This window comes from Flavobacterium noncentrifugens, from assembly GCF_900100375.1.
Classification (GTDB): Bacteria; Bacteroidota; Bacteroidia; order Flavobacteriales; family Flavobacteriaceae; genus Flavobacterium; species Flavobacterium noncentrifugens.
The window spans coordinates 217,565-234,213 of sequence record NZ_FNEZ01000002.1 but is presented as its reverse complement, the minus strand read 5'-3'; the positions used below and the strand labels follow the sequence as shown (position 1 = coordinate 234,213).

Here is a 16,649-nt window from a genome sequence, read left to right as displayed (position 1 = left end):
CGGTTATAATTTAATGTCCCTGGAATCTTTGTCGATTTTTTTGGCCGGATTTCCGAGCATTACTGAATAGTCCCCAACGTCGTTCAGCACATTGGCTGCAGCCCCGATAACAGCACCTTTTCCGATGGTTACGTTGCTTCGCGTCGTACAATTCAATCCAAAAAAAGCCTGTTCTTCCACCACGTTTTTCCCGCCGATGGCACAATGAGACGTGATCGTGATATGGTCTTTAAAAATGGTATGGTGCGACAATATATTGTTTACAAAGACCAGGATGTTATTTCCGATCTCGCAAAAAGGCATGATCGTATTGCCTTCCATAATGAAGGTATTCTCGCCCACTTTCAATCCCGGCCATGAAGTTGATTTTGAGGAAACATAAGAGGCAAGCGTGTAGCCTTTGGCTTTGGCTTCGTAAAATTTATCTTTTCGCATTTGGCTCAGATTTGTGTATCCGATCGCAACATACATCGAATGGCTTTCTGGCGAAAAATGCTTTTCTACATCTTCAAATGGAACAACCGGCAAGCCCAAATACCTATCTTCTTTGATATAGTTGCTGCTCAACGTGAACGCGACCACTTCATAATCACTGTCATTTGTAAAATAGAAATGTGCCAATTGTGCCAGTTCTGTGATTCCAAAAATCACAAGTTTCTTTTTCATGCTATAGAATTTTCTTAATTATATAATTGGGCCTGCCCTGTACCTGCTTGAATATTTTGAAAATGTAAATTCCGATAAGTCCCAGAAATGTCGAGACAATTCCAAGGATCATTACATTGATTGCAATAATTGATGTCCATCCCAACTGCACTTCATTGTTGTAAATAATTTTAATGAGAACCAGGTAAATCACAAACAAAAAGCTGAACATTGACACCAGCAACCCGAAATAAAACAAAAATTCGAGTGGTTTACCTGAAAATGAAGTCACCGCCTGTACCATCAATTGCATGCGCATTTTTAAGGAATAGGTACTTTGTCCCTGGCGAAGCCCTTTTTTTACAGCGACGCCTTGCTGATTGAAGCCAACCCAATGCAACATGCCGCCAAGAAAAAGATTGGCATCTTTAAGCGTTAACAGGCTTTCGACATAATTGCGTGTCATGAGCCTTTCGGTCAGTATATTCGCAGGGATTTTTACTTCAGAAATATAGTTGATGACTTTCCAGAATATTTTCCCGGAAAAATTTTCAATGAATCCGCCTTTGCGTTGTTCCTGAAAACCATAAACCACATCGAGTTCTGGTTTTTCATCCATGATCCTGTAGAATTCCAACAATACGTTCGGATGCACTTCAAGATCATTGTCGATCAGGAAAATGCGTTCGCCTGTCACCTGCTGCAATCCGGCCTGGATCGCATAATGATGCCCGAAATTCCGGGAAAAGTCGACGATCTTAATTTGGGGGATTTCTTTTTTTTTTGCGATCAGGTGCGAGAGGGAATCGTCTGGCGAACCGTCATTTACAAAAATCAGTTCAAAATCAGAAATTTCCAGTGTTGTTATGGCCAACAATATTTCCTGAAGAAAGGTATCTAGAAAAGGTTTTGACCTGTATAAAGTGGACACAACAGATAATTTCATTTTGCAAACATTTTAGAATGGAATGTCACAAAAACGCGCCATCGCTTATGCAAGGTTTATTTTGCGAGCTGCAAATATAACTATTTTTAAGATTGAATGTTAACGTGAAAACCGGTATCGGGATTTTTTCAGGAAAATGGGATTTTATTATTGATTTCAGCCATTTCACGTTTCGTCGTGATTACGTCATTCAAAGCATAATCCGATGATCCGACTGGTAAATCAGGAAACCCGACCTGTCGTTGCTGCTTTTTATTGGTTCAATTTGGTCTTTCAGGATTTTTTTCTCCACATCAAAAGCGTTTTCCCGTTGAAAATAAGGCAGTAAATTTTCGGTTTCCTTGGATAAGAAATAGACGCCTGAAAATTTTTGACCCTTAAGAACCGGATTTTCAAACTGTCCGAGCGCCACATCCACAACACCTTTTACAAAGTCATAACCTGTTGAAAGTTTTACCAGATGCGATCCGATAAAATCGCCACCCATTCTGGCTCCAATTTCAATGATCGTGATTTGTCCGTTGGTATCAATTTTAAATTCGGAGTGGCTTGCGCCGAATTTGATCCCAAGCGCATCCAGGGCACTAAAAGTCAGATCCCTTATCGCTGCCTGCATTTCTTCCGGAAACTGCGAAGGCTGATGGTGCTGGAGTTCGACAAAATGGGGTTCGCCTGTTGTGATTTTATCGGTAATGGCAAGTAGAAAATGCTGTCCGGCGTGCGAAATGCACTCCACGCTAATTTCCGATCCATTGATAAATTCTTCCACGATCGCCTTCTTTTCAATCGATTCTGATGCCGCTTCCAAAATGGCTCCTGCAAGCGCAGCCTCATTGTAAACCTTAGTGACGCCTAGGCTTCCCGAGCGATCTGTTGGCTTTACAATCAGTGGAAACTGAAAACTTTCAAATGTTTTAGCTTCATATTTTTGAACGGCTGCAAAACGCGGGGAATCGATCTCATGCTTAAAAAAAGCAGCACGCATTAGTGCTTTATTGGTAGAAGCCAAAGCCGTTTGGTAGGAATTTCCAACCAAACCGAGTTTTTCTGCTGCATAACTGATCGCCGGGATGCAGATATCGGTAGCGATCGTCGTAATGCCGTCAATCCCGATTTTTAAGCAATGTTCATAGATCAGCTCTTTTTCTAGAACCGATATCGGATAAAAAAAATCGGCAGCATGCTTGCAAACCGCTTCCTCATTATCCCAGGCGAAACAATGTGTTTCGATTCCCATGTGCTTCGCTTTTTCTACGAGCGGCAATTGCAGGTAACTGGCTCCGAGTATCGCTAATTTTTTCATTCGATTTGGATTACCATTTTACGGTGACAATCGTTCCGAGGATAATCAGCGCAAGCCCGATCACTTTTCCAATGGTGAACGTTTCCCCGAGGAACAGGATCCCAACAAGAAAAACCAATGCCGGAGCAAGGCTCATAAAAGGATAGGCTTTCGTAATTTCGAAATGCGTCATAGCGCCCATCCAGAACATCGATGCTACAAAAGCTGAGACCAATCCCGAAAAAATAAATGGGTCGAACAGCAGTTTTACCATGAAGAAAAGTTTGTCAAGCAATCCTTCGGGCAACACAATCCTGAGTCCGGACAAGCGCCATTTCAGTATGATTTGTCCGTAGACGGTAAATAGTAATGTTCCTAATATATAAAAATACGGGTTCATTAATTGTACTGCTTCTCGTAGTATTTCTGGTATTCGCCTGAGGTCACGTTTTTAAGCCACGCTTCATTTGACAGATACCAATCGATCGTTCTTTCGAGGCCTTCTTCAAAAGTCACAGATGGTTCCCAACCCAGTTCGGTATTGATTTTTGAAGCATCGATCGCATAACGCAAATCGTGTCCCGGCCTGTCTTTCACGTAAGTGATTAATTCTGACGATTGTCCCGGCGTGCGCCCCAATTTTTCATCCATGATAGTACACAGCAATTTAACAAGGTCGATGTTCTGCCATTCATTAAAACCGCCGATATTGTAGGTTTCGTGGTTGTTTCCTTTATGGAAAACCAGATCGATCGCACGTGCGTGGTCTTCTACAAAAAGCCAATCGCGGGTATATTTTCCGTCGCCGTAAACTGGCAATGGTTTGTTGTTGATGATGTTGTTGATGAACAGCGGGATCAGCTTTTCAGGAAAATGGTTCGGCCCGTAATTATTTGAGCAATTGGTGATCACATAAGGCAGTCCATAAGTTTCGCCGTAAGCGCGCACAAAATGGTCTGAACTTGCTTTTGAAGCAGAATATGGGGAATTCGGGTCGTAAGAAGTCGTTTCGGTAAACAAGCCTTCAGCACCAAGGCTTCCGTAAACCTCATCGGTACTGATGTGGTAAAAACGCTTGCCTTCGAAATTGCCTTTCCATAGATTTTTGGCGGCATTCAAAAGGTTCATCGTTCCGATCACGTTCGTTCTCACAAATGCCAGCGGGTCTTCGATCGAGCGGTCTACATGCGATTCAGCTGCTAGGTGCACGACGCCGTCGAATTCGTGTTTTTTGAATAATTCATTGATAAAAGCTTCATCGGTAATGTCGCCTTTTACAAAAGTATAATTGTTTTGATTTTCAATATCTGAAATATTTTCAAGGTTTCCTGCATAAGTCAGTGCGTCGAGGTTAACGATCTGCGTATCTGGATAATTGGTTACAAAACGCCTTACGACATGCGAACCGATAAATCCGGCGCCTCCGGTAATAAGAATCTTTTTCATAATTTGGCAATCAAAATGGTTTATAAATTTCCGTCGACTTCAGTTCCTAAAACGCCTTTTACATCATATAGGATCGACTTTTCTTTTTTGAGTTTTTGTAAGTCCATACCAAGGAATTCCTTGTGTGCGACGCCCAGAATGATCGCATCGTATTTTTCTTCCGGAATGGTATTGATGGTTTTTAAACCGTATTCTTTCATTACTTCACCAACATTCGCCCACGGATCATAAATCGTCATGTTGACCTCATAATCTTTCAAGGCGCGGATGACATCTACGATTTTCGTATTCCTGACATCGGGGCAGTTTTCCTTGAATGTAATTCCGAGCATCAAAATATCGGAACCGTTGACTTTAATGCCTTTTTTAATCATCAGTTTCACAACCTGTGAAGCGACATATTCGCCCATGCTGTCGTTTAACCGCCTTCCGGCCAATATAATTTCGGGATGATACCCCATTTCCTGCGCTTTTTGTGCCAGATAATACGGATCGACTCCGATGCAGTGTCCGCCAACAAGCCCCGGCTTAAACGGGAGGAAATTCCATTTTGTACCAGCAGCTTCCAGAACAGCATGCGTATCGATTTCCAGAATGTTGAAAATTTTAGCCAATTCATTCACAAAAGCAATGTTGATGTCGCGTTGTGAATTTTCGATGACCTTTGCTGCTTCTGCCACTTTTATCGATGGTGCAAGATGCGTTCCTGCTGTAATGACCGATTTGTAAAGGTCGTTGACTTTGATGCCTATTTCTGGTGTGGAACCCGCTGTGACCTTTAGTATTTTTTCTACCGTATGCTCTTTATCTCCTGGATTGATGCGTTCAGGCGAATAACCAACGAAGAAATCTTCATTAAATTTCAATCCGCTGATGCGTTCCAGGACCGGCACGCATTCGTCTTCGGTCACTCCTGGATATACAGTCGATTCGTAGATGACGATGTCGCCTTTTTTAAGCACTTTTCCAACCGTTTCACTCGATTTGTATAAAGGCGTCAGGTCTGGTCGGTTGTTTTTATCGACTGGCGTCGGAACGGTAACAATATAATGGTTGCAGTTTGAAATGTCAGCCAATTGGTTGCTGCAGAAAAGACCGTTTTCTGATCCCGAAGCATCTGTCAGCAATACTGCTTTTAAATCGGCATCGGTGATCTCAAGCGTGCTGTCGCTGCCCGAAGTCAATTCTTTGATTCTGCCTTCGTTGATATCGAATCCCACTACATTATATTTTGTAGCGAAAAGCCGCGCCAATGGCAAGCCTACATAACCCAATCCGATAACTGCAAGTTTAATGCTCATATTAGTCGTTGTATTAATTAGGAACCTATTGCCTGGTAAACAAAACCGATTTCGGCCAGTGCTTTTCCATTCAACAAATTCCTGCCGTCAAAAATAAATGCCGGCTTTTGCATATTATCATAAATTTTTTTCCAGTCGTATGTTGTAAACTCATCCCACTCGGTCAGGATTGCAATCGCATGCGCGTCTTTGCAGGCTTCATATGGATTTTTAAAAGCAGTCGTGTTTTCCCTGTTGTGTTCCGGGCTGCGCGTTTCAAGATAATCCAGATCTGAAAGCACCTGTTTTTCGGAAACTTTCGGATCATAGACCGCGATCTTCGCCTGTTCGTTGATCAGTTCATTTGCTATGTAAATCGCCGATGATTCGCGAGTATCGTTTGTGTCCTTTTTAAAAGCCCAGCCTAAAAACGCGATTTTCTTATCTGAAACCGTGTTGTAAAGCGTTTGGACGATGTTGTTCGAAAAGCGTTTTTTCTGATGGTCGTTCATAATAATGACCTGTTCCCAGTAATCGGCAACTTCATTAAGCCCGAAGGATTTTGAGATGTAAACCAGGTTTAAAATGTCTTTCTGAAAACAAGAACCTCCAAAACCTACGGATGCTTTCAGGAATTTGGATCCAATGCGGCTGTCCATTCCGATGGCTTTCGCGACTTCATTGATATCGGCACCTGTTTTTTCACACAACTCAGACATTGCATTTATGGAAGAGACGCGTTGTGCCAGAAAAGCGTTTGCAGTTAGTTTTGACAATTCAGACGACCAGACATTTGTAGTCAGAATGCGGTCTTTGCTGACCCAATTCGCATAAATATCAACCAAAGCATTGATGGCATTTTGGCCTTCCGGCGAATGGTTGTCTCCGCCGATCAATACGCGGTCGGGCTGGATTAAATCAGGTACAGCCGTTCCTTCGGCAAGAAATTCCGGGTTTGAAAGAATCTGGAACTGCACGCCATTCCCGGTATTGTCAAGTATGCTTTTGATCGCTTCGGCGGTGCGCACCGGCAATGTCGATTTTTCGACTACGATCTTATCGTCTTTTGCAATGTGGGCAATCTGACGTGCGCAAAGTTCGATGTATTTTAAATCGGCTGCCATGCCTTTGCCTGTGCCGTATGTTTTCGTTGGGGTATTCACCGAAATAAAAATCATCTGGGCTTCGTAAATGGCCTTTTCAACATCTGTAGAAAAAAATAAATTTCTTCCCCTAGCTTCAGCTACGATTTCGCCAAGGCCAGGTTCGTAAATCGGGATGTTATTGATATCAGGATCGTTCCATCTGCTGATCCTGTCTTCATTTAAATCGACAACTGTAACCTGTATATCAGGGCATTTTTGCGCGATGACAGCCATGGTTGGGCCACCAACATAACCCGCTCCGATACAACAAATTTTTGTGATTTTCATTTTATAATAATTTCAATATCCTTATTTCAAATTGTTCCAGTACCATTTTACGGCTTCTTTGAGTCCGTCCTTGATCGAAAATTTCGGGTGGTAATCCAACAATGCTGTAGCTTTATCAATACTTGCCAGCGAATGCGGAATGTCGCCTGCCCTTTGCGGCCCGTAAGTTACCGGAACTTCAGCAATTTTTTCATCAAACTTAGAAAGGTATGTTTTTAAATAACCCACCAGATCGTTAAGTGTGTTGCGATCGCCGTAAGCCGTATTGTAAACCGTATTGATGGCGTCCGGATTTTGTGTGGTCATCGCCAGCTCATTCATCAGGATGACATTGTCGATGTATGTAAAATCGCGTGAAAAATTTCCGTCACCATTGATTACCGGGCTTTCGTGCTGCATTAGCTGCATCACGAATTTAGGGATCACCGCTGCATAAGCGCCATTTGGATCCTGTTTTCTTCCAAACACATTGAAATAACGCAAGCCGATGGTTTCGAGTCCGTAGGAACTGCTAAAAATCTGGGCATACATTTCATTGACATATTTTGTAATGGCGTATGGCGAAAGCGGGCTTCCAATGTGGTCTTCTGTTTTCGGCAAAGCTTCAGAATCTCCGTAAACAGAGGAACTCGCGGCGTAAACAAAGCGTTTTACCCCAGCATCATGGCTGGCAACGAGCATATTCAAAAATCCGGAAACGTTGACGTCGTTGCTCGTAATCGGGTCTTTAATCGAACGCGGCACTGAGCCCAGCGCAGCCTGATGCAGCACATAATCGGCGTTTGCAGCAGCTTTCTGGCAATCGGATAAATTCCGGATATCGCCTTCGATCAATGTAAAATTTGGATCATTGGCAAACCCTTCCAGATTGTGCCTGTAGCCTGTAGAAAAATTATCGAGGCAGGTTACTTTATAGCCTTCCGACAAAAAGTACTCACAAAGATTGGAGCCGATGAAGCCTGCACCTCCGGTAATTAAAATCGTACTGTTGCCGTTGCTTTTCATTAAATGCCTTTAAAGTTTGCTTCCGAAAATTTTTGCATACAATTTTTGCAGGAACGATTGTGGCTTGTCATTCTCATGGTAACCATTTGAATAGTTTCCGTAGCCGTAGCCGTAACCATAACCATAACCGTAAGATGTTCCGTATTTGGCCTTGTTTTCAAAACCGTTGAAGATGATGCTTACATTTTTCAATTCCCCGCTCTGGACGCGGCTGTTCAGTAAGGAAATCATATCTTTTTTGGTATAATTCTGCCTCATGATGTAGAGCGTAATGTCGACAAACTCGGCCAATTCTACTGCATCGGAAACCAGTCCTACCGGCGGCGTATCGAGAATAATGTAATCGTATTTCGACTTTAATTCGGCCATAAATTCCTTCATCGCATCGCCAATGATCAACTCAGAAGGATTTGGCGGAATAGGCCCTGAGGTCACAACATCCAAATGCGGGATGTGCGTTTTCTGGATAATTTCATCGATGCTTTTTTGGCCGATCAAAAAGTTCACGACCCCGATATCGTTCGTAATATTGAAATCGTCAAAGATTTTTGGCTTGCGCAAATCGAGTCCGACGATCACCGTTTTTTTATCGCTCAATGCAAATACGGTTGCGATGTTTATCGAACAGAATGTTTTTCCTTCCCCACTGATCGAAGAAGTCAGCATCAGGGTTTTTGAACCGTCAATCGACTTTTTCTTATACATAAACTGCAGCGAGGATCGGATGGCGCGAAATGCTTCCGATAAAGCTGATTTTGGTTTTTCGTAAACAGAAAGGTTCGACGTGGTATGTTTTTTTCCGATAACCCCGATGAGTGGGATTTTTGTGAGTTTCTGGATATCTTCAGCACTGAGGATCGCATTTTCAACAAAGAAAATAGCGAATACCAAAATCATCGGGATCAAAAGGCCCAGGAAAAATGCCGTGACATAGTTGACCCTTGTATTTGGCCCGATAAGCCCGCCGCCGATGTCTTTCGCAGGATCGATAAAATGAATATCCGAAAGATTGGCTGCCTTTACAATTTCTGCCTCGCTTCTTTTCTGGAGGAAACTGTTGTAAACATTGTCGCTCAGGTCATATTTCCTAAGGATTTTCATGTATTCCTGTTTGTCTTCCGGAAGTTTCCTGATTTCGCCTTCAGCCTGCGCAATTTTATTGGTAATCAATGACAAATCGTACTGCAGTGAATTTCCGGCAGAGTTGATGTTTTCAAGCAAAACCTTCTTCACGGCTTCCATTTGGTTGTCGAATTCCCTGAAAATTTTCTCGCTCTTTACAGAATAGGCCAGTTCAGACCTTTGCGTAGAAAGCCCGATGAGTTTGGCAACATTGCTCAAGACGTTTGGATCGTCGATTCCCGCAACTGTAGGTGCTGGAAGCTTAGAATAATCCTTGCTGTTTCTAAGGTATGACCTTAAGGTATTGTAGTAGGCTATTTTTCTAAGGATCAGGTCTTTATCCACATCATAGCCCGATAATTTACTGTTTACCGCTACTCCGCCACCTTCAATCTCGATGATATTGTTGTTGCGGTTGAAGTTTTTAAGTTCGTTTCCGGTTTCTTTAAGCTGGTTGCCCATGACCGTTAATGTACTGTCTATGAACGCAATGGTATTGGTCGCAAATTGGTTTTTGCGATCCAATTGTGACTTGATCAGCACCTTTACGGTTGAATTAAGGTAATCGACCAAGCGGTTTTTATTTGAACCCGACAAAGACAATGTAATGATCGAAGCGGCCCTGGCATCAAAACCAACGCCTATGCCCTGGTATCTCAATACCGTCTGGTCAAAATTATTAAACCTTATAAAATACTCTCCTCCGGTATACATTCCCGGCTCAGGATTAATTTCAAGCTTTAAGTTTAAAAACGGAAGCGAAACCTGCTCACCAACTTTATATCTTTTTATAAATTCACCCGGCGCGACGCTAACCTTTTCTGGAGTATTATCTGAATAGCGAATCGTTGGTGCCGAACCGCCGTCGAAATTGATCCTGAGCTCATAAACCATCGGGCTTATGAATTTGATACCGATCAGATTGGCAGCAAGCTGCGGTTTGCTTTCGTCAATAACCAGGTTAAACGGTGTTCTTCCGTAAACATCTGTGTAATTGTATTTTCCTTTGACCAGGTAATCGACATAAAATTTCAGTTGCTTGACCACAAGTTCGTTGTGGCTCCTTGATTTTAGTGTAGTGGAAATATTCTGAACCTGGTCAGAAGTTCCTCCCCAGTTAAAAACCAGGCTGGTGTTCGATGTGAAGAAAGGGTTGTTCTCTTCTTTTACCGCTATCATCGTTTCCATAGCGTATATTTTTTCCTTTCTGATATTCACCTGGCGTGCGATCGTGAAGGCAATGATCATGCTCACGACAAACCATTTCCAGTAACTGGCAATTTTTATCAGAAACCCTTTAAAATCAAAGTTTTTCTGGTTTTCAAGAAATGAAAAATCTTTAGTATCGATCATGCCTGTAAATTATCTCGTTAAAAGTAAGTAAGTTGTAGTCACCAGCGACAGCAGCGTAATGACCGTGGTTAATGATTCTATACCTGTTTTTCCGGTACCCCAGGTTTTTTGAGGCAATGCCTTTACATAAATATAATCGTTCGGCTTGACGTAATAATAAGGAGACTGCATGACTTTCACATCGGTCAGATCTATATCATGCATTTCCGTACCTTGTGGAAATTGCCTGATGATCGTTACTGCTTTCCTGTCGCCGGTAATGGTAATATCGCCAGAATTTGCAATCGCCTCCATAATGGTCACTTTTTCCTGATACAGTACTTTTGAGCCTGGGGAACCAATTTCACCATTGATGGTATAGCGCAGCCCGGCCAATTTTACGTTCACAAAAATATCAGCCTCTTTATTGAAATATTCCGAAAGCAGCCTTTTTTCAACATCGAGCCTTACTTCATCGAGGGTAAATCCAAGCACGTTGATCTCTCCTAAAACCGGCATCCTGATGTTGCCATGATCGTCAACCGTAAAGCCGTCAAAATAAAGCCCGGCTTCAGATTTTGCCGATTGCCCTGTTCCGGAAACAGAAAAAATGGAAACCAATTTCGGGTCATTTGCCTTGATCTCTATGCTTAACACATCATTCGTTTGTAAGCGGTAAGGTTTTACATTCACCGGATTTATAACATTTTCAGTATCTGAAGGGTCTTTTTTTTGAAGATAAGTCAGGTCTTTAAGCGGAACGCATGATGCAAACAACAAGCTGGCAACCGCTAGTAAAAACAATAATGATTTATTCATTTTCTTGGAAAAATTTAGCGAACAAAGATAGTTTTTCATTTATAATTACAAAAAAGAACGCGTATAATTTGAGTTAATTGTTTTTGAACGAATTTTCGAATGGAATTCGCTGTAAAATACTGCGCCCCAACGTGACTTCATCGGCATATTCGAGTTCATCACCAACAGCAATTCCACGGGCAATTGTCGAAGTGATCACCGGATAATCTTTAATTTGCCGGTATATGTAAAAATTAGTCGTATCGCCTTCCATGGTGGAGCTCAGCGCAAAAATCAGCTCATTTATTTTCCCGGATTTTACTTTTTCCACCAAGGAACCAATCGTCAGCTGGCTTGGGCCAATGCCGTCAATCGGTGAAATTTTCCCGCCCAGCACATGGTAAATCCCGCGAAACTGACGCGTATTCTCGATGGCCATCACATCGCGGATGTCTTCTACCACACAGATGATTTCATGGTCGCGCTTTGCATTCGAGCAAATTTCGCATACTTCCGCATCTGAAATATTGTGGCAATTCTGGCAGGATTTGACGTCTTCACGCATTTCCGTTAAAGCCTGTGATAAAAAAGCAGTTTGCTCTTTGGGCTGCTTCAGCAGATGCAAGACCAGCCGAAGCGCCGTGCGTTTTCCAATACCGGGAAGCTGTGCCATTTCCTGCACGGCTTTTTCCAACAATTTAGATGAAAATTCCATGGCGTAAATGTAAGGAATTAGTCAATTGGTCACACAAGGCTTTACTCGAACTGACGAAGTAATTAGAAAATTAGATAATGCTGCCGATTCGCAAATCACTCAGAATTAAAAATCTATAATTAGAAAATTCAGATATGTGCTTGTGCCCCCAATCGTCACATTTTCTAATTTTCTAATTGTCGCATTGACTCATTTATTTTTGTATTTTGGCTTCGAATAAAACCACTTCCATGACGCCAATTGCCATTTTATCGCTCATCATCATTTATTTCGGGATCCTGTTTTTCATTTCGCACGTGGTCAGCAAAAAAGACAGCGGCAATGATGCTTTTTTCAAGGCGAATAAAAATTCCAAATGGTATTTGGTCGCTTTCGGAATGATCGGTACGGCGCTTTCGGGCGTAACTTTTATTTCTGTTCCGGGCGAAGTAGGTTCCCCAAACGGCGAGCAATTCAAGTATTTCCAGTTCGTTCTTGGAAATGCGATCGGGTTTATCATGATCGCGACGATTTTGCTTCCTTTATATTATAGAATGAACCTGACGTCGATTTACGGTTACATCGAACGCCGTCTCGGAACGTATTCTTATAAAACTGCAGCGACGATTTTCCTGATCAGCAGAACGATCGGATCGGCATTTCGCCTGTACTTGGTTGTGATCGTTTTGCAGCGTTTTGTTTTTGACTTTTACGGAATTCCGTTTGCCGTGACCGTTTTGAGTTCGCTTGCGCTGATCTTTGCATACACGTACCGCGGCGGATTAAAAACGATTATCATCACCGATACTTTACAGACGTTTTTCCTCGTTTCTTCGGTTTTCCTGACGATTTATTTCATTTGCGACAGCTTGGATCTTAGCTTTGTTGGCGCGTTTGAAGAAGTCAAGAACAGCAATTATTCAAAAGTGTTTTTCTTTGAGGATTTTATTGGAAGCAAGTTTCATTTTGTGAAGCAGATCCTGGGCGGAATTTTCGTCACGCTCGCCATGGTTGGCCTTGACCAGGATTTGATGCAGAAAAACCTGAGCTGCAAGAACATTGGCGAAGCACAGAAAAACATGTTTACCTTTACCGGGATTTTTGTCGTAATCAATATTTTCTTCCTGAGCGTAGGCGCACTTTTATACATATATGCGAACAAAAACGGAATTTCGGTTCCGGCAGATCTTGTGACCGGAAAGCCGCGCACCGATTTGCTTTTCCCTGAAATAGCGTTTCACCATTTGAGTTTTATTCCGAGTGTGGTTTTCCTTTTGGGATTGACCGCTGCGACTTTTGCCACGACTGATTCGGCATTGACAGCATTAACGACTTCCTTTTGCGTGGATTTTCTAGGAATGGACAAAACGGTTTTGATTGATACCGATGCGTCGCGCCAAACCGCAAAAAACCAAGTGCGCACACGACATTTCGTGCACATTGGATTTTCATTCCTGATGTTTGTGGTGATTGTAATTTTTAATGCGATCAATGACAGCTCTGTGGTGAGCATGATTTTCAGGATCGCGTCTTATACTTACGGGCCGCTTTTGGGATTGTATAGTTTTGGATTATTTGTTCAGAACCGTTCTGTGAAAGACAAGCTCGTTCCGATTATTTGCCTGATTTCACCAGCGTTGACGTATTTTTTAAGCGAAAACTCCAAAACGCTTTTCGGCGGTTATGTTTTTGACAACGAACTCATCATTGTAAACGGACTGATCACTTTGATTGGATTGTTTGTGATTAGCAGCCCAACGAAAGAACAAACAAGATTTTAGAAATTTTTTCTTTTCGATGACGTTGCCCCTAGCCCCGATTGCAGCGAAAATCCTTTTGCGTAGCGCAGCGAAGGAAAAGATTGCAGTGGAAAGCGGGAATAGCTCCTAAAAAAATAAACAATTTAGGTATTAAGTTTCCTTAAGAAAAAAAAGTAGTTGTTAATGAAACTTAATACCTTAATGGTAAAATACAAAAGTTAATACTGTCCGGTAGAGAGCATTACCAAAGTACACGCAACCTCAACTTTTACGCCGTTTGCCTTTAACAATTGGTACAATTCGGGGTTTTCTGTGCCCGGATTGAAGATCACGCGCTTGGGTTGTAAAGCAGTAATGTAGTTGTAATATTCCTTTTGACGTTGCGGATTTAGATACAAAGTCACGGTATGAACATTCGTAAACGGAATTTGTTTGGTCTGGATTTTTATTCCCGCAACCTCAGCTTCTTTCAGTCCGAGCGCAACAACAGACTGGTCGTTGCTGACCAAACGGTTGATCGCCATATTGGAATACCTTGACGGATTTGCGGAAGCGCCAAGCACTAATGTTTTCTTGTTTTTCATGTCAGCAATTTTTAGCTTTTGCAAAAGTAGTGCAAAATTCTGGTTTTGATTGTCTATTAAAAATACTACCTTTAGGAGGAAAGATTCTTAAAATCGTTATAAAATGTGCGGTTTGGTAACGGCGAATTGATTTTAAGTTTACTTTGAAACGGCTGGGCGAACCTAATTTTACACGAAAACCATGGAACTTTTCATCTACCTTTTTGCAGCACTTTTTTCTGTTTTGAACCCGATTGGAACCGTGCCGATTTTCGTTGGACTGACGCAGCACGACGACAAAAAAGAACGTTCTCGGATTTCACTTTGGACGGCGATCGACGTGTTTATCATCCTGATCATTTCGTTTTTTATCGGGCAATATGTGCTGACGTTTTTTGGGATCAGCATTGACGCTTTGCGGATTGCGGGCGGATTGATCATCGTGAGTTCGGGGTTTAATTTGCTGTCGGGAAATTTTAGTAAAAAACGCGGCATCAATAAAAAGGTCGAAAATGATGTGCAGACCAGGAATGACATTGCTTTAACACCACTTGCCATTCCGATGCTCGCCGGGCCGGGTTCGATTTCGCTGCTGATCGCTTTTCACCAGGAACACCATTCCAATCTGGAGATCGGGATTTCTACACTGGCTATTTTAGCGGTTTCGTTTTCGATTTTCCTGATTATGAGAAGCGCGCATTATCTGGCGAAAATATTAGGTGCTTCAGGAATTGTAGCCATTTCGAGAATTGTAGGCTTTATAGTTATTGCCATTGGTATTCAATACATTGTGAGTGCGATCATCAGCATCGTCAAAGGCAATCTTATGCAATAATTGTGATTTGTTGAAGAATGCAATCCAAAATAGGTTTGCTATCTTTAATAAAAAGCGATTATGAAAATACTGCTGACTGGTGCAAATGGATATGTCGGCAAACGACTGTTGCCAGAATTGCTGAATTTAGGGCATGAGATTGTATGTTGCGTCCGAAATAAAAACCGGCTTGGGATTGATGAAGCGACCTTGGCAAAAATCACGATCTGGGAAGTGGATTTTCTTGATGAAATTGACTTAAAAAACATTCCGAAAAATATCGATGCGGCGTATTATCTGATTCATTCGATGCGGTCCAAAGGCGAATCATTTGAAAAACTTGAAAGCCAATCTGCTCAAAATTTCAATACTTACATGGATGCCATTGGCATAAAGCAAGTAGTTTTCCTTAGCGGAATCATTAACGATTCGAAACTCTCAAAACATTTGCAGTCACGCAGCAATGTGGAGCAGATTTTATACGATGGAAATTTCAATTTGACAGTGTTACGCGCCGGAATTATTGTGGGTTCGGGCAGTTCTTCTTTTGAGATCATTCGGGATTTGTGCGAAAAACTTCCGGTGATGATTACCCCAAAATGGGTGTTGACCAAAACGCAGCCAATTGCAATTCGCGATGTGATGCAATATTTAATTGGCGTATTGCTGCGTAAAGATTGCTACAATGATTCGTTTGACATTGCCGGCCCGGACGTTTTGACTTACAAAGAAATGCTGCTTTTATATTCGAAAACACGCGGTGTCAAATTGTGGATTTGGACGTTGCCGGTGATGACACCAAAATTGTCTTCTTATTGGTTGTATTTTGTGACTTCAACAACTTACCAACTCGCCGTAAATCTTGTCGATAGCATGCGGATCGAAGTAATTGCGAAAGACCAAAGGCTGCAAAAAATACTAAACATCAAACCGATTTCTTATGTCGAAGCAATCAAGCAGGCGTTTAAGAAAATTGAGCAGAACCTGGTGATTTCAAGCTGGAAAGACAGCCTTTCGAGCAGCCGGAGTTCAGACGATCTTTCAGGTTACATTCAGGTTCCCGTTTTTGGATGCTTAAAGGACGCGCAATCGATAAAAGTAGAGCATCCCGAATTGGCATTAGACAACATTTTTTCAATCGGTGGGCAAAAAGGCTGGTATTACGGCAATTGGATGTGGCAAATTCGTGGAGAAATGGACAAATTATTCGGTGGCGTTGGATTGAGGCGCGGCCGTACACATCCGAGTATTATCTATTCCGGGGATTCGCTGGATTTCTGGCGGGTGCTTTTTGCAAGCCGTACTGAAAAACGGTTGCTGCTTTTCGCCGAGATGAAACTACCCGGAGAAGCCTGGCTGGAATTCCGCATTGACGATGAAAATGTGTTGCATCAAATTGCCACTTTCCGTCCAAAAGGTTTGTTTGGCAGATTGTATTGGTATTCGCTTGTGCCTTTTCATTATTTTATTTTCGGTGGCATGATCCGGAAAATTGCCGGGATTAAATAAAAAGCCTCTGCAAATGCAGA

15 protein-coding genes are annotated in these 16,649 nt (G+C 42.2%); 3 read left to right on the top strand and 12 right to left on the bottom strand.

Annotated features, from left to right (window positions below):
- Positions 1–3 precede the first annotated feature (3 nt).
- The 11 genes from BLS32_RS05720 to recR all read right to left on the bottom strand — a co-directional run bounded on the left by BLS32_RS05720 (position 4) and on the right by recR (position 12,004).
- A complete protein-coding gene (locus tag BLS32_RS05720; RefSeq protein ID WP_091392796.1) occupies positions 4–666 on the bottom strand; it encodes an acetyltransferase in 663 nt (220 codons plus the stop codon).
- A 1-nt stretch (position 667) separates the two neighbouring features.
- Positions 668–1,591, bottom strand: a complete 924-nt coding sequence (locus BLS32_RS05715) for a glycosyltransferase family 2 protein (protein WP_091392795.1) — start codon at positions 1,589–1,591, stop codon at positions 668–670.
- A gap of 190 nt (positions 1,592–1,781) precedes the next feature.
- Positions 1,782–2,894 carry an ATP-grasp domain-containing protein gene (locus BLS32_RS05710; protein ID WP_091392793.1) on the bottom strand — a complete coding sequence of 371 codons (1,113 nt, stop codon included), beginning with the start codon at positions 2,892–2,894 and terminating at the stop codon, positions 1,782–1,784.
- A 10-nt stretch (positions 2,895–2,904) separates the two neighbouring features.
- A complete protein-coding gene (locus BLS32_RS05705) occupies positions 2,905–3,273 on the bottom strand; it encodes an EamA family transporter (RefSeq protein ID WP_091392791.1) in 369 nt (122 codons plus the stop codon).
- Positions 3,273–4,319 (bottom strand): dTDP-glucose 4,6-dehydratase, encoded by a 1,047-nt coding sequence (rfbB, locus tag BLS32_RS05700; protein WP_091392789.1) that lies wholly within the window; start codon positions 4,317–4,319, stop codon positions 3,273–3,275. Before rfbB ends, BLS32_RS05705 begins: the two co-directional genes overlap by 1 nt.
- A 20-nt stretch (positions 4,320–4,339) precedes the next feature.
- Positions 4,340–5,620 (bottom strand): nucleotide sugar dehydrogenase, encoded by a 1,281-nt coding sequence (locus BLS32_RS05695; RefSeq protein WP_170227534.1) that lies wholly within the window; start codon positions 5,618–5,620, stop codon positions 4,340–4,342.
- 17 nt (positions 5,621–5,637) lie between these two features.
- A complete protein-coding gene (locus tag BLS32_RS05690; protein WP_091392787.1) occupies positions 5,638–7,032 on the bottom strand; it encodes a UDP-glucose 6-dehydrogenase in 1,395 nt (464 codons plus the stop codon).
- A gap of 21 nt (positions 7,033–7,053) precedes the next feature.
- Positions 7,054–8,037, bottom strand: coding sequence for an SDR family oxidoreductase (locus tag BLS32_RS05685; protein WP_091392785.1), 984 nt, complete (start codon positions 8,035–8,037; stop codon positions 7,054–7,056).
- Between the two features lie 9 nt (positions 8,038–8,046).
- Positions 8,047–10,512, bottom strand: a complete 2,466-nt coding sequence (locus BLS32_RS05680; RefSeq protein WP_091392783.1) for an exopolysaccharide transport family protein — start codon at positions 10,510–10,512, stop codon at positions 8,047–8,049.
- 9 nt (positions 10,513–10,521) lie between these two features.
- Positions 10,522–11,310, bottom strand: a complete 789-nt coding sequence (locus BLS32_RS05675; protein WP_091394604.1) for a polysaccharide biosynthesis/export family protein — start codon at positions 11,308–11,310, stop codon at positions 10,522–10,524.
- A gap of 73 nt (positions 11,311–11,383) precedes the next feature.
- Positions 11,384–12,004, bottom strand: coding sequence for a recombination mediator RecR (recR, locus tag BLS32_RS05670; protein ID WP_091392782.1), 621 nt, complete (start codon positions 12,002–12,004; stop codon positions 11,384–11,386).
- A 230-nt stretch (positions 12,005–12,234) separates the two neighbouring features.
- On the opposite strand from recR, the gene BLS32_RS05665 reads away from it, so the two are divergent.
- Entirely contained in the window at positions 12,235–13,764 is a 1,530-nt protein-coding gene (locus BLS32_RS05665; protein ID WP_091392780.1) for a sodium:solute symporter, read from the top strand.
- Between the two features lie 197 nt (positions 13,765–13,961).
- On the opposite strand, the gene BLS32_RS05660 is transcribed toward BLS32_RS05665, so the two are convergent.
- Entirely contained in the window at positions 13,962–14,327 is a 366-nt protein-coding gene (locus BLS32_RS05660; protein WP_091392779.1) for a CoA-binding protein, read from the bottom strand.
- Between the two features lie 181 nt (positions 14,328–14,508).
- Between BLS32_RS05660 and BLS32_RS05655 the strand changes: the two genes are divergently transcribed.
- A complete protein-coding gene (locus BLS32_RS05655) occupies positions 14,509–15,141 on the top strand; it encodes a MarC family protein (RefSeq protein WP_091392777.1) in 633 nt (210 codons plus the stop codon).
- Positions 15,142–15,201: 60 nt separating this feature from the next.
- Complete coding sequence (locus BLS32_RS05650; protein WP_091392776.1) at positions 15,202–16,629, top strand: SDR family oxidoreductase; 1,428 nt, start codon at positions 15,202–15,204, stop codon at positions 16,627–16,629.
- The last annotated feature ends 20 nt before the right edge of the window (positions 16,630–16,649 follow it).